Source organism: Comamonas sp. lk, assembly GCF_900564145.1.
Lineage (GTDB): Bacteria > Pseudomonadota > Gammaproteobacteria > Burkholderiales > Burkholderiaceae_C > Comamonas.
Map to the genome: position 1 here is coordinate 3,231,203 of NZ_UOOB01000001.1, position 19,531 is coordinate 3,250,733.

22 protein-coding genes and 1 pseudogene are annotated in these 19,531 nt (G+C 58.2%); 18 read left to right on the top strand and 5 right to left on the bottom strand.

The features are described from left to right. Positions 1-10 precede the first annotated feature (10 nt). Entirely contained in the window at positions 11-406 is a 396-nt protein-coding gene (locus EAO39_RS14645) for a DUF4259 domain-containing protein (RefSeq protein WP_120968556.1), read from the bottom strand. 93 nt (positions 407-499) lie between these two features. Continuing rightward, positions 500-973: an SsrA-binding protein SmpB gene (gene smpB, locus EAO39_RS14650; protein ID WP_120968558.1), complete on the bottom strand. Its 474-nt coding sequence runs from the start codon at positions 971-973 to the stop codon at positions 500-502. A gap of 159 nt (positions 974-1,132) precedes the next feature. On the opposite strand from smpB, the gene EAO39_RS14655 reads away from it, so the two are divergent. Both EAO39_RS14655 and EAO39_RS14660 read left to right on the top strand, forming a co-directional pair. Further along, the gene (locus EAO39_RS14655) at positions 1,133-1,585 is read left to right on the top strand and encodes a type II toxin-antitoxin system RatA family toxin (protein WP_120968561.1); all 453 of its coding nucleotides are present in this window, start codon (positions 1,133-1,135) and stop codon (positions 1,583-1,585) included. Between the two features lie 5 nt (positions 1,586-1,590). Continuing rightward, entirely contained in the window at positions 1,591-1,935 is a 345-nt protein-coding gene (locus EAO39_RS14660) for an RnfH family protein (RefSeq protein ID WP_120968564.1), read from the top strand. A 98-nt stretch (positions 1,936-2,033) separates the two neighbouring features. Here EAO39_RS14660 and EAO39_RS14665 read toward each other — a convergent pair whose 3' ends face one another. Beyond that, positions 2,034-2,552: a DUF4124 domain-containing protein gene (locus EAO39_RS14665; RefSeq protein ID WP_120968567.1), complete on the bottom strand. Its 519-nt coding sequence runs from the start codon at positions 2,550-2,552 to the stop codon at positions 2,034-2,036. 108 nt (positions 2,553-2,660) lie between these two features. Here EAO39_RS14665 and guaB point away from each other — a divergent pair, with 108 nt between their 5' ends. From guaB to EAO39_RS14725, 12 genes and pseudogenes are all read left to right on the top strand, one after another. Next, complete coding sequence (gene guaB, locus EAO39_RS14670; RefSeq protein WP_120968570.1) at positions 2,661-4,136, top strand: IMP dehydrogenase; 1,476 nt, start codon at positions 2,661-2,663, stop codon at positions 4,134-4,136. Positions 4,137-4,204: 68 nt separating this feature from the next. Beyond that, positions 4,205-4,660 carry a DIP1984 family protein gene (locus EAO39_RS14675; RefSeq protein ID WP_120968573.1) on the top strand — a complete coding sequence of 152 codons (456 nt, stop codon included), beginning with the start codon at positions 4,205-4,207 and terminating at the stop codon, positions 4,658-4,660. A gap of 295 nt (positions 4,661-4,955) precedes the next feature. Continuing rightward, complete coding sequence (locus tag EAO39_RS14680; RefSeq protein ID WP_120968576.1) at positions 4,956-5,216, top strand: type II toxin-antitoxin system prevent-host-death family antitoxin; 261 nt, start codon at positions 4,956-4,958, stop codon at positions 5,214-5,216. Further along, the gene (locus EAO39_RS14685; RefSeq protein WP_120968579.1) at positions 5,213-5,647 is read left to right on the top strand and encodes a type II toxin-antitoxin system VapC family toxin; all 435 of its coding nucleotides are present in this window, start codon (positions 5,213-5,215) and stop codon (positions 5,645-5,647) included. Before EAO39_RS14680 ends, EAO39_RS14685 begins: the two co-directional genes overlap by 4 nt. A gap of 32 nt (positions 5,648-5,679) precedes the next feature. Beyond that, positions 5,680-7,296 (top strand): glutamine-hydrolyzing GMP synthase, encoded by a 1,617-nt coding sequence (gene guaA / locus EAO39_RS14690; RefSeq protein ID WP_120968582.1) that lies wholly within the window; start codon positions 5,680-5,682, stop codon positions 7,294-7,296. 309 nt (positions 7,297-7,605) lie between these two features. Continuing rightward, positions 7,606-8,821, top strand: a pseudogene (locus EAO39_RS14695) (tyrosine-type recombinase/integrase). A gap of 150 nt (positions 8,822-8,971) precedes the next feature. Further along, a complete protein-coding gene (locus tag EAO39_RS14700) occupies positions 8,972-9,619 on the top strand; it encodes a dihydrofolate reductase family protein (protein ID WP_120968585.1) in 648 nt (215 codons plus the stop codon). Between the two features lie 110 nt (positions 9,620-9,729). Next, complete coding sequence (locus EAO39_RS14705; protein ID WP_120968588.1) at positions 9,730-10,383, top strand: heme-binding beta-barrel domain-containing protein; 654 nt, start codon at positions 9,730-9,732, stop codon at positions 10,381-10,383. 11 nt (positions 10,384-10,394) lie between these two features. Next, on the top strand, positions 10,395-11,144 hold the full coding sequence (locus tag EAO39_RS14710; RefSeq protein WP_120968591.1) for a CPBP family intramembrane glutamic endopeptidase: 750 nt from the start codon (positions 10,395-10,397) through the stop codon (positions 11,142-11,144). A gap of 33 nt (positions 11,145-11,177) precedes the next feature. Beyond that, entirely contained in the window at positions 11,178-11,813 is a 636-nt protein-coding gene (locus tag EAO39_RS22840; RefSeq protein ID WP_205589392.1) for a hypothetical protein, read from the top strand. A gap of 262 nt (positions 11,814-12,075) precedes the next feature. Beyond that, positions 12,076-12,387, top strand: a complete 312-nt coding sequence (locus EAO39_RS14720; protein WP_120968594.1) for a hypothetical protein — start codon at positions 12,076-12,078, stop codon at positions 12,385-12,387. A 292-nt stretch (positions 12,388-12,679) separates the two neighbouring features. Then, positions 12,680-13,360: a hypothetical protein gene (locus tag EAO39_RS14725; RefSeq protein WP_120968597.1), complete on the top strand. Its 681-nt coding sequence runs from the start codon at positions 12,680-12,682 to the stop codon at positions 13,358-13,360. A 328-nt stretch (positions 13,361-13,688) separates the two neighbouring features. Here EAO39_RS14725 and EAO39_RS22640 read toward each other — a convergent pair whose 3' ends face one another. Then, entirely contained in the window at positions 13,689-14,291 is a 603-nt protein-coding gene (locus EAO39_RS22640) for a hypothetical protein (protein ID WP_162989572.1), read from the bottom strand. A 47-nt stretch (positions 14,292-14,338) separates the two neighbouring features. Further along, positions 14,339-15,415 (bottom strand): hypothetical protein, encoded by a 1,077-nt coding sequence (locus EAO39_RS14730; protein ID WP_120968600.1) that lies wholly within the window; start codon positions 15,413-15,415, stop codon positions 14,339-14,341. 460 nt (positions 15,416-15,875) lie between these two features. Here EAO39_RS14730 and EAO39_RS14735 point away from each other — a divergent pair, with 460 nt between their 5' ends. From EAO39_RS14735 to EAO39_RS22645, 4 genes are all read left to right on the top strand, one after another. Continuing rightward, the gene (locus EAO39_RS14735) at positions 15,876-16,649 is read left to right on the top strand and encodes a Rha family transcriptional regulator (protein ID WP_240467016.1); all 774 of its coding nucleotides are present in this window, start codon (positions 15,876-15,878) and stop codon (positions 16,647-16,649) included. Between the two features lie 204 nt (positions 16,650-16,853). Further along, positions 16,854-17,303 carry a universal stress protein gene (locus EAO39_RS14740; protein ID WP_120968606.1) on the top strand — a complete coding sequence of 150 codons (450 nt, stop codon included), beginning with the start codon at positions 16,854-16,856 and terminating at the stop codon, positions 17,301-17,303. A 197-nt stretch (positions 17,304-17,500) separates the two neighbouring features. After that, on the top strand, positions 17,501-18,979 hold the full coding sequence (locus EAO39_RS14745) for an amidohydrolase family protein (RefSeq protein ID WP_120968609.1): 1,479 nt from the start codon (positions 17,501-17,503) through the stop codon (positions 18,977-18,979). Positions 18,980-19,065: 86 nt separating this feature from the next. Further along, the gene (locus tag EAO39_RS22645; RefSeq protein ID WP_162989573.1) at positions 19,066-19,455 is read left to right on the top strand and encodes a hypothetical protein; all 390 of its coding nucleotides are present in this window, start codon (positions 19,066-19,068) and stop codon (positions 19,453-19,455) included. Positions 19,456-19,531 lie beyond the last annotated feature (76 nt).

Genomic DNA, 19,531 nt, shown 5'->3' on the forward strand with positions numbered 1-19,531 from the left:
GAGCGAGGCGTTACTCCTCGTTCTCGAACTCGCTCTCCTGCTCTTGGTCGCTGCGCGCCAGGTCGATCATGCGATCAAAGGTTTCCACCAGCGTGGCACGCCGATCACGCTGGTAGCCAGCATCGGGCTGCAGCGCGTCGATGCTGTCATCCCAGGCCTTCAGGTACACGCTTTTCCAATCCATCAGCGTTTGAGCCGATGGCCAGATGGGTGCCATGCCGCTCTCGGCCATAGTGCACAGCAGCTCGATCTTGCAGGGCACCAGATCGGCGTCCAGCGCGTCGGCCTGCAGCGACTGGGGCGCATCCATGGCCTCGCTGATTTCATCGAGCAGCTGCGTGGTGATATCGATCAGCCAGTCAAGCGCCGCGTCGTTGTCGAAATTGCCGTGCGACCAGGTACCCATGGTGACTCTCCTTGGACTGAAGCGTTGTGCTGCAGCCCAGCTTAGTGCTGGCGTATGTCAAAACCATGTCAGCCCCCCGGCCGCAGGAATCAGTCAGCGGTTGCGGCCTTTCATGACGCGCTCTACCTCGCGCTTGCCTTCGCGATCCTTGATCACGTCGCGCTTGTCATGCTCGGCCTTGCCCTTGGCCAGGGCGATGTCGCACTTCACGTAGCCGTTTTTCCAGTGCAGATTGATGGGCACCAGGGTGTAGCCTTTTTGCTCGACCTTGCCCACCAGACGCTTGATTTCGTCTTTCTTCATCAGCAGCTTCTTGATGCGTGCCGCATCGGGGCTGACGTGGGTGGACGCCGTCTTCAAAGGATTGATCTGGCAGCCCATCAGGTACAGCTCGCCGTCCTTGATGAGCACATAGCCGTCGGTCAACTGCACCTTGCCGCTGCGCAAGGCCTTGACCTCCCAGCCGTGCAGCACCACGCCTGCCTCGTAGCGTTCCTCGAAGAAATAGTTGAATGCAGCTTTTTTATTGTCGGCAATGCGCGACGATGTTTCTTGTGTCTTGGCCATGGAGTATTCGGTTGGGCGCGAGCCCGGGGTCAAAGCTCTCCCTACAATACAGGGTTACCGTCTCGCCTCAGTGCGAGATTTTAGTTTCGCATGACGGCCTTGGGTGCAAAGCGCTTGCTTAAGCCCTTGCATCCACCCCATGCCGACAACTCTTTGCCCATGAAAAACGTCAACAAGTCCGTCCTCATCTGGTATAGCCCCGCAGAAATGTTTGCTCTCGTGACGGACGTGGCTCGCTATAGCGAGTTCCTGCCCTGGTGCGATCAGACCAAGGTGCTGGAGCAGGACGCAAGCGGCATGACGGCCGAAGTCGGAATGACGTTCGGCGGCCTGAAAAAATCTTTCGTGACCCGCAACACCCACAGCGAAATGGACAACGGCGGCAAGCAGGTCAGCATCCGCCTGATCAAGGGCCCGTTCTCGCGCCTGGAAGGGCACTGGCGCTTTCACCCCGTAGGCGACGGCAAGCAGCGCGCCTGCCGCATTGAGCTGCAGCTGGACTACGGCTTTGAAAGTGGAGCACTGGCCGCCGTGATCGGCCCGGTGTTCGACCGCATTGCCAGCTCCATGGTCGATGCCTTCATCAAGCGTGCAGAACAGGTGTACGGCTGAACGCCATGGCCGCACTGCACATCACCCTCAGCTACTCGGCAGCCGCCGGCCAGGTGCACGAGCAGGAATTGGAGCTGGCTCCCGGCGCTACCGTCGCCGATGCGCTGCAAGCTGCCGGTGGTCTCTCGGCCCTGGGTTTTGCAGACGGAAAAGGTCTGCAGCCCTTTATAGGCATCTGGGGAAAGCTCTCAAAACCAGAGCATTTCCTGAAGGATGGCGACCGTGTGGAGCTGTACCGCCCGCTGACGGTAGACCCCAAGATCGCCCGACGCGAACGCTTTGCCCGCCAGGGCGCACGCGGGGCCGGTCTGTTCAAGCGCCAGCGGCCTGGAGCCAAAGCCGGTTACTGAGCTCGGTCATGGGTACACGCACCGCCGGAGAATAAAAAAGCGCCATTCCTGTGGCGCTTTTGCTTTCTGCATCACCCCTTCGTGATTTGAAGAGCGGCTTACTGCGTGGGCTGCAGCGGCCCACATTCGGCCGCAATCACCACATCCGCACGCTTGAGCTCGGCTTCGCGCGTGCTGTCATCCATAAAGCTGCGCTCGCCCTTGGCGTTGACATTGGAGAGCAATCGCCCTGAGCTCAGCGTCGCCTTGGCCTGCTTGGCCCGATCGCAGTTTTCCTGGCGTGATTTTTCGCGCTTGGCCTGCTCAACGCGGGTCTTTTCAGCCTCTTGCTGCTCCTGCTTGCGCTTTTGCTCCTCCAGGCCTTTGTCCACGCCTGACTCCGCCGGCTTTTCGGCAGTCTTGGGAGCTACGGCACCAGGAGCTGGCGCCGCTTCTGCAGTCCGCGATGAAACCCCAGCACCCGGCTGGCGCAGAATGTTTTTTGCGGGAATATCGGCCGGAGGCGCTCGGTCGCTGAACACTTTTTGCCCACGGGCATCAATCCACTGCCACTGGGCCATGGCGGGGATCGCGCTGGCTGCAATGGCGGCAATCAAGAAAAGCTTGGTAATTTGCATGGGTGCGAAAGCGGTACACGAAAAATGGGTTTGACCGTGGGGGATCTCTGGCCTGTGCCCACATTGTGAGCCAAGTCGCAGCTACAATCTTTCTTTTGGAGCCTTCACATGCGCCTTCTCGGAAAAGCACTGACCTTTGACGACGTCCTGCTCGTTCCCGCCTACTCCGAAGTCCTGCCCAAGGACGTTTCCCTCGCCACCCAATTCACTCGCAATATTCGCTTGAATCTGCCGCTGGTGTCCGCTGCCATGGACACTGTGACAGAGGCTCGCCTGGCCATCGCCATTGCGCAAGAAGGCGGTATCGGCGTGATCCACAAGAACATGACAGCCGAGCAACAAGCCGCTGAAGTGTCCAAGGTCAAGCGCCACGAATCCGGTGTAGTGCATGACCCCGTGGTCATCACCCCCGAGCACACGGTGCTGCAAGTATTGCAGCTGTCCGAAGAGCGCGGTATCTCGGGCTTTCCCGTGTGCGACGGCGGCAAGGTCATCGGTATCGTGACCAGCCGTGATGTGCGCTTCGAGACGCGCTACGACGTCAAGGTCCGCCAGATCATGACGCCACGCGAGAAGCTGATCACCGTCAATGAAAAAGACGGCACCACACCCGCTGAAGCCAAGGCCCTGCTGAACAAGCACAAGCTGGAACGCATTCTGGTGGTGAACGACGCTTTTGAACTCAAGGGCCTGATCACCGTCAAGGACATCAACAAGCAAACCACCTTCCCCAATGCTGCACGCGATGCGGCCGGCCGCCTGCGCGTGGCTGCAGCCGTCGGCGTGGGTGCGGGTACCGAAGAGCGCGTGGATCTGCTGGTCAAGGCCGGCGTGGATGCGCTGGTGGTGGACACGGCCCACGGCCACAGCAAGGGCGTGATCGACCGCGTGCGCTGGGTCAAGCAAAACTATCCTCAAGTGGACGTGATCGGCGGCAACATTGCCACCGGCGCAGCCGCTCTGGCCCTGGTTGAAGCCGGCGCCGATGCGGTCAAGGTCGGTATCGGCCCTGGTTCCATCTGCACCACCCGCATCGTGGCCGGCGTGGGCGTGCCCCAGATCATGGCCATCGATAACGTGGCCCAGGCCCTGAAGGGCACGGGCGTGCCTTTGATCGGCGACGGCGGCATCCGTTTCTCCGGCGATATCTCCAAGGCTCTGGCCGCTGGTGCTTCCACCATCATGATGGGCGGCATGTTTGCCGGCACCGAAGAAGCGCCTGGCGAAGTGATTCTGTACCAAGGCCGCTCCTACAAGAGCTACCGCGGCATGGGCTCCATCGGTGCCATGCAGCAAGGCTCGGCCGACCGCTACTTCCAGGAATCCTCCACCGGCAATCCCAATGCCGACAAGCTGGTTCCCGAAGGCATCGAAGGCCGCGTGCCCTACAAGGGCTCCATGGTTTCCATCGTCTATCAGATGGCTGGCGGCGTGCGCGCCTCCATGGGCTACTGCGGTTGCGCCACGATTGCCGAGATGGGCGAAAAAGCCGAGTTCGTGGAAATCACGGCCGCCGGCATTCGCGAATCCCATGTGCATGACGTGCAAATCACCAAGGAAGCGCCCAACTACCGCGCTGACTGATTGATTGCTTGACAAGTCATAGCAGGGTGGGCATTGCCTGCCCTGCTTTTCTTTTTTCAGGAGTCCTCATGAAACTTGCCGAAGCCTTGTTGCTCAGAGCCGATCTGAAGAAAAAGCTGGCCTCGCTGCGCGAGCGCATCAACCGCAACGCCATCTTGCAAGAGGGCGAGGCGCCCAAGGAAAAAGTCTCGGACTTGCTGGCCGAAGCAAGCTCCACGCTGCAGGAGCAGCAAAAACTGGTGCGAACCATCAATGCAGCCAATGAGTCCATCAAGCTGGCAGACGGCCGCCTGCTCGCCGATGTATTGGCGCAGCGCGACACCTTGATTGCCCATCATTCGCTCCTGGTGGCTGCCATTGCTGCAACCCACAAGGATGTGGACCGCTACAGCCAGCGTGAAATCAAATGGATTCCTCAAATCGATGTGGCAGGCTTGCAAAAGCAGGCCGATGATTTGTCGCGCAAGATTCGTGAAGTCAACGTGACGATTCAAGCCGCCAACTGGCAGATTGACATCGACTAAGATCCGGTTTCGGAGCGCCACGGGCGAGTGCAAAGACCTCGGTGAGGCCAGGAGGTTGAAAACAAGCTGGTCTCAAACTCAGAGCGTGAAGGGCAACGCCGGTGCTGAAACCACCACGACTCCTCAGCCCATCACTACTTACGACGAACTCCTTAGATTTCACATCGCACTACCTTGCACTGACGCGGCGCTCCCTCTTTACCCACAGTTTTCTGGTCGGAATCTTCAATTCTGATCAGAGTGTTAAAATCTGGTCTGATTCAAATAGCAGGCCAGATTTTTCTATTTCCACCTCATGCAATCCGTCGGCATCTACGAGGCCAAGACCCGTTTCTCCGCCCTGATCGAACTGGTCGAGCAAGGCGAAGAAGTGCGCATCACGCGCCACGGCAAGGAAGTCGTGCGCATGCTGCCCGTGCGACGCCGGCCGGTGATCACCGATGAGCAGATTGCCCGGGAATTGGAACAAATTCAGGCCTTGCAGCACACCATTCGTGCGCAGTGCGCTACGGATTGCGTAGCAAAGCTGCGCCAGACCGGCCGGAGCGAAGCATGACGGCCTTCATCCTGGATGTCTCCGTCACCGCCGCCTGGCTGCTGCCGGACAACGCCAGCACACACACCCAGCGCCTTTACACCCGCATTCGCCGCCACGAGGTCGATCCGCAAGCCCCCAACCTCTGGCAGTGGGAATGCGGCAACCTGATTGCCTCGGGCGTGAATAATGGGCGCATCCCGCACAGCTCGGTGGAAGGCCTGTGGGGTGTGCTCGAAGCCATACGCCACCGCGTGGAGCTACACGATCTGGCACCTGCACAGCACAAAGCCGTGCTGGATGTGGCGCTGGACACCGGCCTGCCCACTTATGACGCGGCCTATCTGTGGCTGGCGCAGTCGCTGCGCCTGCCACTGGCCACATTCGATACTGCCCAGATCGCTGCCGCCCGCAAAAGCGGCATCAAGCTGCTGGCACCCGAAGATTTCTAACCCCTTTTGCCACCCTCTTGCCCTTGATAACCATGCAACACGACAAGATCCTCATTCTTGACTTTGGCTCCCAAGTCACCCAGCTCATCGCTCGCCGCGTGCGTGAAGCCCATGTTTACTGCGAAGTCCATCCCTGCGATGTGAGCAGCGACTGGGTGCGCGAATTCGCCGCCGACGGCAAGCTCAAGGGCATCATCCTGTCGGGCAGCCACGCCAGCGTCTACGAAGTGGACGACCGCGCCCCTGACGCCGTGTTCGAGCTGAACCTGCCCGTGCTGGGCATTTGCTACGGCATGCAGACCATGGCCACCCAGCTGGGCGGCAAGGTCGAAGGCAGCAACAGCCGCGAATTCGGCTACGCCGAAGTGCGCGCCCATGGCCACACCGAACTGCTCAAGGGCATTGAAGACTTCGTGACCCCTGAAGGCCACGGCATGCTCAAGGTCTGGATGAGCCACGGCGACAAGGTCACCGAGCTGCCCCCGGGCTTCAAGGTCATGGCCTCCACCCCCAGCTGCCCCATCGCCGGCATGGCCGACGAAGTCCGCCGCTACTACGCCGTGCAGTTCCACCCCGAAGTCACGCACACCGTGCAAGGCCAGGCACTGCTCAACCGCTTTGTGCTCGATATCTGCGGCACGCAAGCCGACTGGATCATGGGCGACTACATTGCAGAAGCCGTGGCCAAGATCCGCGAGCAAGTTGGTGACGAAGAAGTGATTCTGGGCCTGTCCGGCGGCGTGGATTCGTCCGTGGCAGCCGCCCTGATCCACCGCGCCATTGGCGATCAGCTGACCTGCGTCTTCGTCGATCACGGCCTGCTGCGCCTGAACGAAGGCGATGCGGTCATGGAAATGTTCGAAGGCAAGCTGCACGCCAAGGTGATTCGCGTTGATGCATCCGACCTGTTCCTGGGCAAACTGGCCGGCGTTTCCGAACCCGAAGCCAAGCGCAAGATCATTGGCGGCCTGTTCGTCGATGTGTTCAAGGCCGAAGCCTCCAAGCTCAAGGCCGCCAATGCAGGCAGCAAGGGCGCTACCTTCCTGGCCCAGGGCACGATCTACCCCGACGTGATCGAATCCGGCGGCGCGAAAAGCAAGAAGGCCGTCACCATCAAGAGCCACCACAATGTGGGCGGCTTGCCTGAGCAACTGGGCCTGAAGCTGCTGGAGCCTCTGCGCGACCTGTTCAAGGACGAAGTGCGTGAACTGGGCGTGGCCCTGGGCCTGCCACGCGGCATGGTGTATCGCCACCCCTTCCCCGGCCCAGGCCTGGGCGTGCGTATTCTGGGTGAAGTGAAGAAGGAATACGCCGACCTGCTGCGCCGCGCCGATGCCATCTTCATCGAAGAGCTGAACAACTGGATCGACGAGGCCACCGGCAAGAGCTGGTACGACCTGACCAGCCAGGCTTTCACCGTGTTCTTGCCCGTCAAGAGCGTGGGCGTGATGGGCGATGGCCGCACCTATGACTACGTGGTGGCCTTGCGCGCCGTGCAGACCAGCGACTTCATGACCGCCGACTGGGCCGAGCTGCCTTACGGCCTCTTGAAGAAGGTCTCCGGCCGCATCATCAACGAAGTGCGCGGCATCAACCGCGTCACCTATGACGTGAGCACCAAGCCACCGGCAACCATCGAGTGGGAATAAAAAGGCGTCATGTCCTGACATGTAGCCTTTAGACTTATTTCTCATGTAAGCCCGCGATTTCGCGGGCTTTTTTCATTTTGGTTGGGTGCTATTCGGAACTAGCCGGTCGCGTGAAGCCGGCGGGATTTATTGGTACTTTGCATGGTACGGCCCTGCCCTCATACCATCCGCCTCACCGATACCATGCAAGCGCTTCGCTAGGGGCGCATGGTATGAAATTCATCTAAGTCATTGATTTCAATGAAGATACCATGCCTAAAAATGCACTTTTTTGCGCATGGTATCGGCAGCATGAAAAGAGGCCAAGGCATGCTCACTGATACCAAAATCCGCTCACTCAAAGCCACCGGCAAGCTCTACAAGATCACCGACCGCGATGGCCTCTATGTGGCCGTAACCCCAAGCGGCACAATAAGTTTTCGCTACAACTACAAGATCAACAACCGCCAGGAAACGCTCACGATCGGCGCGTATGGTATCGGCGGAATCACGCTGGCCGAGGCACGCGCCAAACAGCTGCTTGCCAAGAAACTGGTGCAAGAGGGAGTGAGCCCGGCGCGCGAGAAGATTCGCACCCGGGCGCGAGAAGATTCGCACCCGGGCGCGTGAAGTGTCGGCCGGCACCTTTTCCGAATGGGCCGTCAAATGGCTCAAAGGCCACAAGATGGCCGACAGCACCCGCGACATGCGCCGCTCGGTCTATGAGCGCGACCTGAAGACACGCTTTGGCAAACTCCAGTTGCGCGAGATCTCGGGCGAAGACGTGCGCAGCATGGCCAACGCCATCGTCGCCCGTGGCGCACCGGCCACCGCCATCCACGCCCGCGAGATTGTTTTGCTGGTGTTCCGCTACGCCATCGAGCGAGGGCAAAAGGTAGGCAACCCAGCCGAAGAAGTCGCGCCCAGCACCATTGCCACGTTTGAGCCCAAAGACCGCGCCCTGACCAAAGAAGAAATCAGGATTTTTTACCAAAATCTTGAGAAAGTCGGCACCACGCCCAGCATTCGCGCGGCCTGCAAACTGCTGCTGCTCACCCTGCTGCGCAAGGGAGAGCTCACCAACGCCAAATGGGCAGATGTTAGCTTCACCGAGGGCACGCTCACCATTCCTGCAGCCAGAATGAAGGCCCGCCGCCCGCATATCGTCTTTCTGGCGCAGCAGGCCATGGACCTGCTAGCCGCCCTCAAGATGTTTGCCGGCAGCTCGGACTACGTCTTCCCCAGCCGCTACGAGATCCACAAGCCCATGAGTGCGGCAACGCTCAACCGCGTCATGACGCTGAGCTGGGAATACGCGCAAAAAGACGGCCACACGCTTGCAAAATTCGGCCCGCACGACATGCGCCGCACCGGCTCCACCATCCTGCATGAAGCCGGCTACAACTCCGACTGGATTGAGAAAACCCTGGCCCACGAGCAAAAAGGCGTTCGCGCCGTCTACAACAAGGCCGAGTACCGCGAGCAACGCAAAGCCATGCTGCAGGATTGGGCCGACATGATCGACAGCTGGACTGCACCCCAATAACAGCCCCTGGGGCCCGCAAGCTCAGTAAACTGGCCCCTCAATGCAGGCTCCTCAATGCTGGCCATTCAATGCCTATTCCGGTGGAGCTGAGCACCTGCCCCATCTCAGCCGCCCTCGATCGTCGCTCTCTTGTCTGAAAGGTTTGCCGCCATGACAGTCAAAGTTCTCTGCTTCGGTGTCTCGCTGGACGGCTACGCTGCCGGCCCCAACCAGGATCTGCAAAACCCCCTCGGCGTCGGCGGGCCGGCACTGATGGAGTGGTTCTTCCCCACCCAGGTCTTTCAGCGCATGCACGGGGGATCGCAGACCGGCGAGACGGGCGTGGACAACCAGATGGCCGAACGCTCCTTCGAGAACATTGGCGCCTGGATTCTGGGGCGCAACATGTTCGGCCCCGTGCGCGGCCCCTGGCCGGACGAAAGCTGGAAAGGCTGGTGGGGCGACGAGCCGCCCTATCACGTGCCCACCTTCGTCCTCACGCACCACGCGCGGCCCGTGCTGCGCATGAAGGGCGGCACCGATTTTCACTTCGTCACGGAAGGAAGAGCCTCCGCACTGGCACAAGCCAAGGAGGCAGCGGGCGAGCGCGACATTCGCATCGGCGGCGGCACGGCCACCGTGCGGCAGTTCCTGCAAGCGCGGCTGATCGACGAGATGCACCTGGCCGTGCGGCCCGTGTTGATGGGGGCCGGCGAAAACCTATGGTACGGCCTGGACATGAAAGCGCTGGGCTACGAAGTCGCCGAAGTCATACAAGGCGAACGTGCCACCCATGTGATGGTGCGCAAACAAGCCTAGCGCCTGCTGTGATAGAAATGTTGTGCGGCCCCAGGTTCAGTACCGGGAGCCGCAGAGACGCTCCAACGCAAGTACTTCCCCCACTTCAACGTGAAAGCCCGCTACTCGCCATGGAAAACTACCCCAAAGACATCTACACCGAGCCCGAGCCCGATGTGAACACCCTGGCCAACCTGGGGCCCTTCACCGGCATGGCCGGCATCTGGACCGGCAAACGCGGGCTGGACATCAACCCCAAGGCCGACGGCCCGGAAAAGCAGGCCTTCATCGAGCACATGGAATGCCAGCCCATCGATGCGCAAACCAACGGCCCCCAGCTCTTCTACGGCCTGCGCTACCACACGCGCATCGTCAAGCCCAACGACCCCGAAACCTATCACGACCAGGTCGGCTACTGGCTGTGGGAGCCGGCCACCGGCAACATCATCCAGACCCTGACCATTCCGCGCGGGCAAACCGCCATGGCCACGGGAAACACCACGGCTGACGCCACCCAATTCACGCTCAAGGCCGTGCGCGGCTCCACCGTCAACGGCATCTCAAGCAACCCGTTTCTGGAGCACGCCTTCAGAACCGATGCCTACACCATCACCGTCACCAAGAACGCAGACGGCACCTGGTCGTATGAGCAGGAAACCACGCTGACCATCCCCGGCCAGAGCGAGCCCTTTGCCCATACCGACCGCAACACCCTGCACAAGATCGGCGAGCCCACGCCCAACCCCACGGCGCTAGCAGCTGCCAAGGCTGAAACCACAGCCTGAGCGCACGCCACATGCCCGTCACCAAGCCCCAATCCGCGCGCACCGACTTTCCGTTCTACAACGGGCAGCCGGTCGCCCTATCGGGGCGTGACTGGGCTCTTATCCTGCTGGGGGTCGCGCTGGGCTTTGTCGCACTGCTGCTTCCATTCACTAATGCGGCGGCGCGGCTGACACCCGCCCTGCTCTTTCCGCTGGTGCCCTTGTTGGTACTGCGCGCCGTTGCCGGGCCCAGCTCTTGGCGGGCGCTCTTCAAACCCATTCGCCTGGGCGATATAGGTCTGGCACTGGGCATCGCACTGCTCAACATTGCCGTCAGCTTCACGGTCGCGTGGCTGGTCACCCTGCTATTCAGCACCAACGCCAACCCGGTCATGCAGTTGCTCAGTCAACAAAGCGCGGCCGACCGCAGTCTGTTCTTGCTAAGCACCATTCCCCAGCTGCTGGGCGAAGAAGTGCTGACCATACTCCCCCTTCTGGCCCTGCTCGCCTGGTTCCACGGCCGTTTGGGCTTTTCGCGCCGCAAATCGCTGGTGCTGGCCTGGCTGCTCTCGGCCCTGCCCTTTGCGCTGGTGCACCTGCCCACCTATCAATGGAATCTGGCGCAATGCCTGCTGATCATCGGCTCTGCAAGACTGGTGCTGAGCCTGGCCTACCTGCGCAGCAAAAATCTGACCGTCGCTGCACTGGCGCATATCATGAATGACTGGCTCCTCTTCGGCATTGCAGCGCTGCTTGGCAGCTACGCTGCCAGCCATTCCTAAAGCATCCTCACTAGCCAACCTCAAGAGAACCGAATGAAACGACTTCTGCCACTGCTCGTCACCACCGGCCTGCTGCTTGCTGGCGGTGCCATGGCCCAGGATCGCACCGAGCGCATTGCGCTGGACGGCTCCTCCACTTCCGTGCGCGGCCAGATCAAAGGCAACGACGGCGTGCAATACCAGCTCGACACCCGGCCGCACCAGCAACTCACCGTCAAACTTGCTAGCAGCAACGCCAGCAACTATTTGAACGTAGAAAAAGAAGGCTCGGCAGAAGCACTGTGCCAAGGCGCCATGACGGGCAATATCTGCACCTTCCGCACCGAGCCCGGCGCCCGCTACCTTGTGGATGTTTACCTGATGCGCAACGCTGCCCGGCGCGGTGAAAGCGCCCGGTACACCCTCACCGTAGAGCAAGACGCAGGCTACTCAGGGCAAGCAGCCCCGCCACCCGCAGCAGCTGCGGCCAACAACAACGCCGCCACCGATGCTGTGGCAGCCTGCAAAAGCGCCCTGGCCCTGAAAAGCGGCGTCAACACCGTCTTTGTGCTGCCCATCTCTCACGTGCCGGCTTTTGGCGGGTATGAAGTGTTTCTGAGCCTCAAGGGCGCCCAGTGGCTTTGCACCACTGACTCTCGCGGCAACGTCAACCGCCTTGAACAGCGCTAACGCACCAAAGGCAATGTAGTTCTCTACATTGCCTTTTTCTTTGCCTGATGGCTCTGGCCAAACACGCAGAAGGCACCCGCCGCATCGGCTAGCGCCCAATAACCGACACAACCTACAGCGCAGCCCCTAAGCCCTATCTACTCACGGCCAAGACCCCTACGCCTGTTACACAAACAGTTCGGTACAAAGAAGTTGCGATTGCAAAAGTATGTCAATCGATCTATCTCCACCGAATCAATACGAACAAGCAGGAGTCTTGATCATGAACAAACCCAACCTCACGAGCAAAAATCCCAACCGGGCCTACGTGCGCCTGCACAGCTACGTGATCAAACAGCACCGTCTGTGGGATGACTTCGCCAGCGCGTACTGCGTGGTTCTGGACTCCTGGGACAGCGATGAGGCCAAACAATACGGGGTCAAGGTGCTAGACAGGATTGGCAGACCTGCCGCCCTGGGCGACAAAATCCCCAACCAGATCACCTTCTCTTCGCGCAAAGCACCCGCCATGGCAGTCTGGACGGAAAGTTTTAACGACGGCAAATTCAGCTGGCGCAATGTTTCTTGCCGCTAAGGCATAACGCGGCGTAGGCACGCACCGGCCCAGAGCCATCTGAAGGCCGCCCCCAACAAAAAGGCAATGCATTCAACTGCGTTGCCTTTTTGGCTTTAGTCAATACATATTCCAGGCATCGAACCGGCGACTTTGGGCAAACTACTTGTAACTGGATCTCCAGATAATGCCCGCCATGCAGTTTCTCTGTGCAAAGGCCATTGCGATGGGCCCAGATCGCGGAATTCCTCATATTGCCGCTGGCACAGCGTTGCGTTAGCCTGCTGGCTCCACTATTGCTCTGGAGCCACCTATGTCCCGTCGTTTGGTTCTTTCCGCCAGCACCGCCGTTGCGGCTGTCGCCCTGATCGTTGGTTGCGGCGCCATGGGGGCATCAAGCGGCAACCCCATGGGCTTCTTCATCACCAGCGCCAACCCCGGCAAAGGCGGCGACCTGGGCGGCCTGGCCGGTGCCGACCGCTACTGCCAATCGCTGGCTGCAAGCGTGGGCGCAGGTAACAAGACCTGGCGCGCCTACCTGAGCAACGCGGCCCTGAACGGACAACCGGCAGTCAATGCGCGCGACCGCATCGGCAACGGCCCATGGCGCAACGCCAAGGGCGTGGTCATTGCCACCAGCGTGGCCGATCTGCACAGCGCCAATGCCAAGGTAGGCAAAGACACCTCGCTGACCGAGAAGGGCGAGGTCGTCTCCGGCTTTGGAGATGAGGTCAACCGCCACGACATCCTCACCGGCTCACGCCCTGACGGCACCCTGGCCGTGCCCGAGCCCGGCAAGGACACCACTTGCGGCAACTGGACCAAGAGCGATGGCGGCTCTGCCATCGTGGGCCACCACGACCACAAAGGTACCAACCCCGACCCTGTAGCCAACGCCTCCTGGAACTCATCCCACGGCACGCGCGGCTGCAGCGTGGACCAGCTCAAACTGAGCGGCAGCGCCGGGCTGATGTACTGCTTCGCAACCAATTGACTCGAATGAAAATGCGGGCTTCGGCCCGCTCGGACTCAAGCAGGGCTTTTCTGCTTTCATTGAGCACGGCGATATAGGTCAGTGCGGCCACTAGGTATACCCCACGGGATATCGCTATACGTATCTAGCACTTGGCCGCATGAGCAGGGTGCCACACTGCCCATTCCGGCCAAAGCGAACCCTGATGAACAGCTCAAAAGCACTTAGTGATAAAAAATCCATCAGCTCACTACATTACTTTTAAATCTAAATATAATTTTTTCAAAATTTAAAAACTAAAACCACTGATTCAATACACGGAAGACAGCATCACGCTGATAACTGAGAATTATTTCTTCAAATTGTTATCAACCACTACCGTAACACTTCGAGATTCTCCCCGAAAATCAGGATCAACATACTTTTCTTTGTATTTTATGCGAGAATTACTCTTTGAGGCCATTCCATCAAGAACGCCTTTTTGCGGCATAGAAAAATTCACCACATAGATTCCATCCCCAGGAATTGGAACAATTGAAGAAAATTTTTTAACACTAAATGAAGTAACATGAGTTCTCAAGCTAACAACTTCTACGACATTATTTTCAGCGTCGACATGAAGAAATGTTGGAGTTAAGCTCAAAACATGAGAAAACTCTTTGTCATTAGCAGATCCGTTGAATTTAACAACTGAAATAGTTGATTCATCGAAATTATAATGATAACCCTTTCTATCTACTCCACTGACTTCAACACCTATATCTAGATAGACTAAATTATTTAATTTCAATGGGTTAGCAGAAATTTTTATTTCAGATCCTGATAGATTTTTTCCTTCAGAATAAAAAGTGCTTATTGCCCAAAAACCAGCGGCAATAGATGCGATAACCACTACAATATTTTGAATTGAAGAAGTAACCTGCTCTAAGAGCGCCCAATTTATTTTTTTCATTTTTTAAATAATAAAATATAATCTTGTGTATTTTTACAAAATATTTTTTAAGCAGAGAACTCTTGCACATAGATAACCACATTACTCTGAGAAGACTCGACTAAATAATTGGCATACAGATTTTGCAAATTCAAATAATCAATAGCTTTCGATCCTATTTTCCCTTTATTAAAAAGATACTCGAACATTTCACTATTCAGGGAAACATCTTTTATTTTTTTATATTCTAGAATAGGTGTCCCACGCGACGTCTCTGTTTTGCATGACTCTATTCTACAAATGGGCAAGTGCTCGCCGCTGGAGAAGTACCTCTGATCGGTTTTCTGTAGTTTATCAGTAGGTCGCAGAAAAGCAGCACAACATGGAAATCGATAGTCATTCTCTGACTCCGATTGATCGCAAATTCCGTTACAACACAAGAATTTTCTCAACCTTTCTATCTGATCCATCATTCTTCGATCAGTTAATCGTAAAGTTTTATCACTCCAAATTTTATACTGCACAGCCACAATACTCACCGTACCGTCTAAGGGATTATGTCTCTCATATATTATGTCTGAGCCTGTGACATGCTCGGGAACATCTGGGTGAAGAACTCTGACACGCAATATATTGCTATCGGGCAACTCAAAATCGCGCCAGCCTTTACCCGATCTAATTGATGGAATATTCCTATCTACGTTGTACGCATCTCTGAAAATCAACTGATTTTCAGAGTGAGAGGCAGGTTTCATTTCCTGCTCTGCAGAAGCTAATTGTGCAAGCTTCTTCTTAAGTTGATCCACTCTTGCTCTATCGCTTCTATTCTTTTCTGCTATTGACAGCAAATCTTTTATTTCATTAATATCGATCTCTATAAGATTAATTGGATCAACTACTTCATTTCTCTTTATTGTCAATAAAATAGCCCGCTGGCGATATTCTTTTGCAATATCACTTTCCCTGTCACGGCGCAAAACACTCACATCCGGACCAAGCAACTCAGGATACAGCTCCCCACCAAAATTCAGCGCATTTTCATAAGAAGATTTTGTCATATCTCCTTTTGAGGCAATTCTAGTAATACCACGAAATGCATTAAGTGCAATCCATTCAGAATCAATTCGAGATACGGGCTCTTCCATTAGTTAATCCTTCTTAAAAATAAAACAACCAACTTCTATAAATCACACTTCTATTTAAATTTTTCTGAAAATAATGGCTCTATTTAATATAGAGCACCCCACAATGTAACAAATTTATTCACGGACCGAGCTATCCAGCCCCCTCAAGCGCAAGTCATCGAATTCCATCTTCAGGAAACATCCTGTAAACTACGAGCACCTCGCAAGAGGTGGAGCGTAAGAACTCCTTAGGATCAGCGGGAGAACCGCACCCGATAGTTGGCGGTTTTTTTGCGCCCGGACATTGCACGCCTGCACACTCGCAGGCCGTTGATTTATGGCCGGGAGGGCGACGGATACAAGACCCGCAAGGGGAAGAAGTCCGCCTAGCTGATCCTAGGTTCTTAACCTCCCGGCCACCTTATGGATGCGCGTAAGAACGCTCCATGAGGCATTGCAAGTCTCGATCAGGAGCGTTCTCATGTCGCAATCCACTCTGGCTTTCTCGCCATCCGTCACCATCGTTGACGGCAAACCCACCACTCTCAGCACCGATCTGGCGCGCCACTTTGGCAAGCAGCATCGCAATGTGCTTCAAGCTATCGAGAATCTTCTGCTTCAGCTGGATGCAGACCATCTGCTGAATTTTCAGCAGACGGTTGAAACCCGTGTCAATCCAAGCGGTGGAGCGCCGATTTCTACACCAGCCTACCGTCTGACCCGCGACGGCTTTACGCTGCTGGCCATGGGCTTTACCGGTAAAAAGGCGCTGGCCTTCAAGCTGGCCTATATCGACGCCTTTAACCGCATGGAGGACGCGCTGCACCAGCCTGCGGACACGCAGCGCATGGAGTTGGCCTTCTCTCTGGCCGCAGAGGCCGCGGCGCAGGTGCACCGCACGGTGTTCAATGCCGTGATGCAAGGCGATGCAGACGAATGGCAGCACAGCCGCTATCTGCTGAACCTGAATTACGACCGCCAAGGCCAGCCCACCCTGCCCCACGCAGAACCAATTGGTGCGGACCAGATGGTGGTCTCATTCAACAGCCTGCCGCAGCGCATTGCCGACGGCGAGATCATCAGCGCGACCGATGCGCAGCTGGCCACCCTGGCCACGGCCTGCACCCAGCGCCTGGCTCAACGCGCCCAGCACCGCGAAAAGCAGACCACCCTGCCGGTGTACGCCAAGCGGCCTGCCCAGTTGCCCGCCAACCAGCAGCCCGAACAGGGCATGCTGCGCATGACGTTCAAGTAGTCTGCTTTTGATAGCTGCCAGCGCTTTGTGCATAAGCGCTAGCGGCCGTTTTCATTTGAATTTCAAGCCTTTGATTTTCATCAAAAAACCGCTCTAATAGCCGCTTGGGGGTATTGCATTAGCCGCCCCGGGGTGTAAGCATGGGTTCGGCAATCGTTCAGATTCATTGACAACAACACGCGCTAGCGCGCCAGGAGGTTGGATATGTTCAAGCACATTTTGATTCCTACAGACGGCTCAAAACTCTCTGAGGCCGCTTTGCGCGCGGGCATTCAGCTGGCCAAGGAGCAAGGCGCCCAGGTGACGGCTCTGTATGTGATGCCGGACTACAGCGCAATGATTTACGGCGCCGAGGTGCTGACGGCATACAACGCATCCGAGTTTGACAAGAGCACCCAGAGGGAAGCCGACAAGGTGCTGCAAACGGCCATCGACATTGCCCAGGCCGAAGGCGTGCAGTGCAAGACGGCGCGGGTGACGAATGTCTCCGTGCATCTGGCCATCGTCAAGCAGTCGCAAGACAGCCAGTGCGATCTGATCTGCATGGCATCGCACGGCCGCAAGGGCATTGCCGGCATTTTGCTGGGCAGCGAAACCCAGCGGGTGCTGGTGAACAGCAATATTCCGGTGCTGGTGCACCGCCCGCTGGCCTGACCTACGACAGCGCAGGCAGCGCGACCGGTTCACGGCCGCTCTCAAAATGCAAGCAACGCCCCAGCGCCACAGTGCGTTGGGGCGTTTTTCTTGGGTGGGCCGTCGTGTAGCATGAGTGCATCAAATTGTGAACCGCTGGTTCCGCTTGTCACGCCGGCCCCGGCGTCTCTTGTTCATTGGGAAAGGTGAGAGAGCAGATGAGTAACGCAATCGCTACCGATGCCGGCACGGCCTGGCAGACTGGCCCGATTCACCCCAGGGCCTGCACCTGCGGCAGCGTGGTGTGCCATTTGCTGCATGAGCGGGTGATGACCGATATGTCGCGCCGCATGTTTGTGGGCGGTGTGGCGGCCATGTTGGCCCCGTTTACCGGCCTGCATGCTGCCGAGACAAGCCCGGCGGGCACGCCCAAACAGGCCGATCGCCCCGTTTTGCTGACCAATTTGCGCCTGTTTGACGGCACGGGCAAGCCGGTGCGCCAGGGCGTGCAGGTGCTGATTCAGGGCCAGATAATTGCGGCCCTGCCCTCTGCCGGCGAAAAGGTGGAAGGTGCCCAGGTGATCGACTGCAAGGGCAAGCTGGTGATGCCCGGCCTGATCGACACGCACTGGCACACCATGCTGGCGGCCATTCCGCAGATGACGGCCATGACGGCAGACCTGGGCTATCTGTACTTGGCCGCAGCGCAGGAGGCGCAGCGCACGCTGATGCGGGGCTTTACCTCGGTGCGCGACGCTGGCGGCCCGGCCTTTGCACTCAAGCGCGCGATTGACGAGGGCATGGTGGCCGGCCCGCGCATCTACCCCAGCGGGGCCATGATTTCGCAGACCTCGGGCCATGGCGATTTTCGCCTGCGCAGCGATATTCCGCGCGCAGCGAACGAGCCGCTGAGCCAGGTGGAGCTGACGGGCGTGGCCATGATTGCCGACGGCGAGGCCGAGGTGCTGCGCCGCGTGCGCGAGCAACTGATGCTGGGCGCATCGCAGATCAAGATGCTGGCGGGCGGCGGCGTGGCATCGCTGTACGACCCGCTGGACAGTACCCAGTTCACCGAGAAGGAGCTGCGCGCAGGCGTGGAAGCCGCCGGCGACTGGAACACCTATGTGATGGCGCATGTGTACACGCCCAAGGGCATCAAGCGCGCCATCAAGGCGGGCGTCAAAAGCATCGAGCACGGGCAGCTGGCCGATGAAGAGAGCGTGAAGATGATGCGCGATGAGGGAGTGTGGTGGAGCCTGCAGCCGTTTTTGCAGGACGAAGACAGCAACATCTACCCAGACCCCGCACGCCGCATGAGCCAGTCACGCGTGGCGCAAGGTACGGTCAAAGCCTATGAAATGGCGCAGAAATACGGCATCAAGACCGGCTGGGGCACGGATGTGTTGTTCAACCCCAAGGGCACGGCCACGCAGGGCCGGCAACTGGCCAAGCTGACGCGCTTTTACGATCCGCTGACGCTGCTGAACCAGGCCACAGGCATCAATGGCCAGTTGCTAGCCCTGTCTGGCGAGCGCAACCCCTACCCGCTGCCGCTGGGCCGCATCGTCCCCGGCGCGTTTGCCGACCTGCTGGTGGCCGATGGCGACCCGGTCGTGACCTTGGATTTTTTGAGCGACCCGGAGCAGAACCTGCGCCTGATCATGAAGGACGGCAAGGTGCATAAGAACACGCTGTAAGGGCTGACAGGCCAGCACTTGCAGGAGTGCGCAGCTGGCTAAAACAGCGGAGCCCCTGGTGCTTTCGCCTTTTCTGGATGTGTTCAATGGGCCGCCAGCAGCTGCCTATCCACCTGCACCTGCCCCATCAGGGCGTTGAGTTGGGCGTCTCGGCGTTCGACCAGCCCGACAAGCTGGCCAACCACGCCCGCGCCTTCGCCAGCAAGGGCGGCGAGTCGCTGGTGTTGATCTGCGAGATCTCGGCAGGCAGCGGCGTCACCGGCAAGCTGGGCATTGCGGGTGGCGGCGGTGCGGACGCTGTGCTGCAGGCCTGCAATGCGGGCAGCATCAGCAGCGCGGCCAGACTCCAGAGCCGCCAGTTTTTGCGTGTAGTCATGGGTGTTTTCCTGTTGTCCTGCGGCGTGCTGCAGTCGCCCTGCGGTTTTCATTTCTGTAGCAGCTTGTGCTTGCTGTGCCTTGGCTACAGCCTGTTTTGACTGGGATACCTCCACCCTGGCCAGCCGCTGGGTCTGCAGGACCAACAGCAGGGCAAGGGCCAAGGCCAGCCAGGGC

Bases quoted from the DNA above. Each gene is read 5' to 3' on its own strand.
- EAO39_RS14645 (WP_120968556.1), bottom strand. From the start codon at position 406: ATGGGTACCTGGTCGCACGGCAATTTCGACAACGACGCGGCGCTTGAC.
- smpB (WP_120968558.1), bottom strand. From the start codon at position 973: ATGGCCAAGACACAAGAAACATCGTCGCGCATTGCCGACAATAAAAAA.
- EAO39_RS14655 (WP_120968561.1), top strand. From the start codon at position 1,133: ATGAAAAACGTCAACAAGTCCGTCCTCATCTGGTATAGCCCCGCAGAA.
- EAO39_RS14660 (WP_120968564.1), top strand. From the start codon at position 1,591: ATGGCCGCACTGCACATCACCCTCAGCTACTCGGCAGCCGCCGGCCAG.
- EAO39_RS14665 (WP_120968567.1), bottom strand. From the start codon at position 2,552: ATGCAAATTACCAAGCTTTTCTTGATTGCCGCCATTGCAGCCAGCGCG.
- guaB (WP_120968570.1), top strand. From the start codon at position 2,661: ATGCGCCTTCTCGGAAAAGCACTGACCTTTGACGACGTCCTGCTCGTT.
- EAO39_RS14675 (WP_120968573.1), top strand. From the start codon at position 4,205: ATGAAACTTGCCGAAGCCTTGTTGCTCAGAGCCGATCTGAAGAAAAAG.
- EAO39_RS14680 (WP_120968576.1), top strand. From the start codon at position 4,956: ATGCAATCCGTCGGCATCTACGAGGCCAAGACCCGTTTCTCCGCCCTG.
- EAO39_RS14685 (WP_120968579.1), top strand. From the start codon at position 5,213: ATGACGGCCTTCATCCTGGATGTCTCCGTCACCGCCGCCTGGCTGCTG.
- guaA (WP_120968582.1), top strand. From the start codon at position 5,680: ATGCAACACGACAAGATCCTCATTCTTGACTTTGGCTCCCAAGTCACC.
- EAO39_RS14700 (WP_120968585.1), top strand. From the start codon at position 8,972: ATGACAGTCAAAGTTCTCTGCTTCGGTGTCTCGCTGGACGGCTACGCT.
- EAO39_RS14705 (WP_120968588.1), top strand. From the start codon at position 9,730: ATGGAAAACTACCCCAAAGACATCTACACCGAGCCCGAGCCCGATGTG.
- EAO39_RS14710 (WP_120968591.1), top strand. From the start codon at position 10,395: ATGCCCGTCACCAAGCCCCAATCCGCGCGCACCGACTTTCCGTTCTAC.
- EAO39_RS22840 (WP_205589392.1), top strand. From the start codon at position 11,178: ATGAAACGACTTCTGCCACTGCTCGTCACCACCGGCCTGCTGCTTGCT.
- EAO39_RS14720 (WP_120968594.1), top strand. From the start codon at position 12,076: ATGAACAAACCCAACCTCACGAGCAAAAATCCCAACCGGGCCTACGTG.
- EAO39_RS14725 (WP_120968597.1), top strand. From the start codon at position 12,680: ATGTCCCGTCGTTTGGTTCTTTCCGCCAGCACCGCCGTTGCGGCTGTC.
- EAO39_RS22640 (WP_162989572.1), bottom strand. From the start codon at position 14,291: ATGAAAAAAATAAATTGGGCGCTCTTAGAGCAGGTTACTTCTTCAATT.
- EAO39_RS14730 (WP_120968600.1), bottom strand. From the start codon at position 15,415: ATGGAAGAGCCCGTATCTCGAATTGATTCTGAATGGATTGCACTTAAT.
- EAO39_RS14735 (WP_240467016.1), top strand. From the start codon at position 15,876: ATGTCGCAATCCACTCTGGCTTTCTCGCCATCCGTCACCATCGTTGAC.
- EAO39_RS14740 (WP_120968606.1), top strand. From the start codon at position 16,854: ATGTTCAAGCACATTTTGATTCCTACAGACGGCTCAAAACTCTCTGAG.
- EAO39_RS14745 (WP_120968609.1), top strand. From the start codon at position 17,501: ATGAGTAACGCAATCGCTACCGATGCCGGCACGGCCTGGCAGACTGGC.
- EAO39_RS22645 (WP_162989573.1), top strand. From the start codon at position 19,066: ATGGGCCGCCAGCAGCTGCCTATCCACCTGCACCTGCCCCATCAGGGC.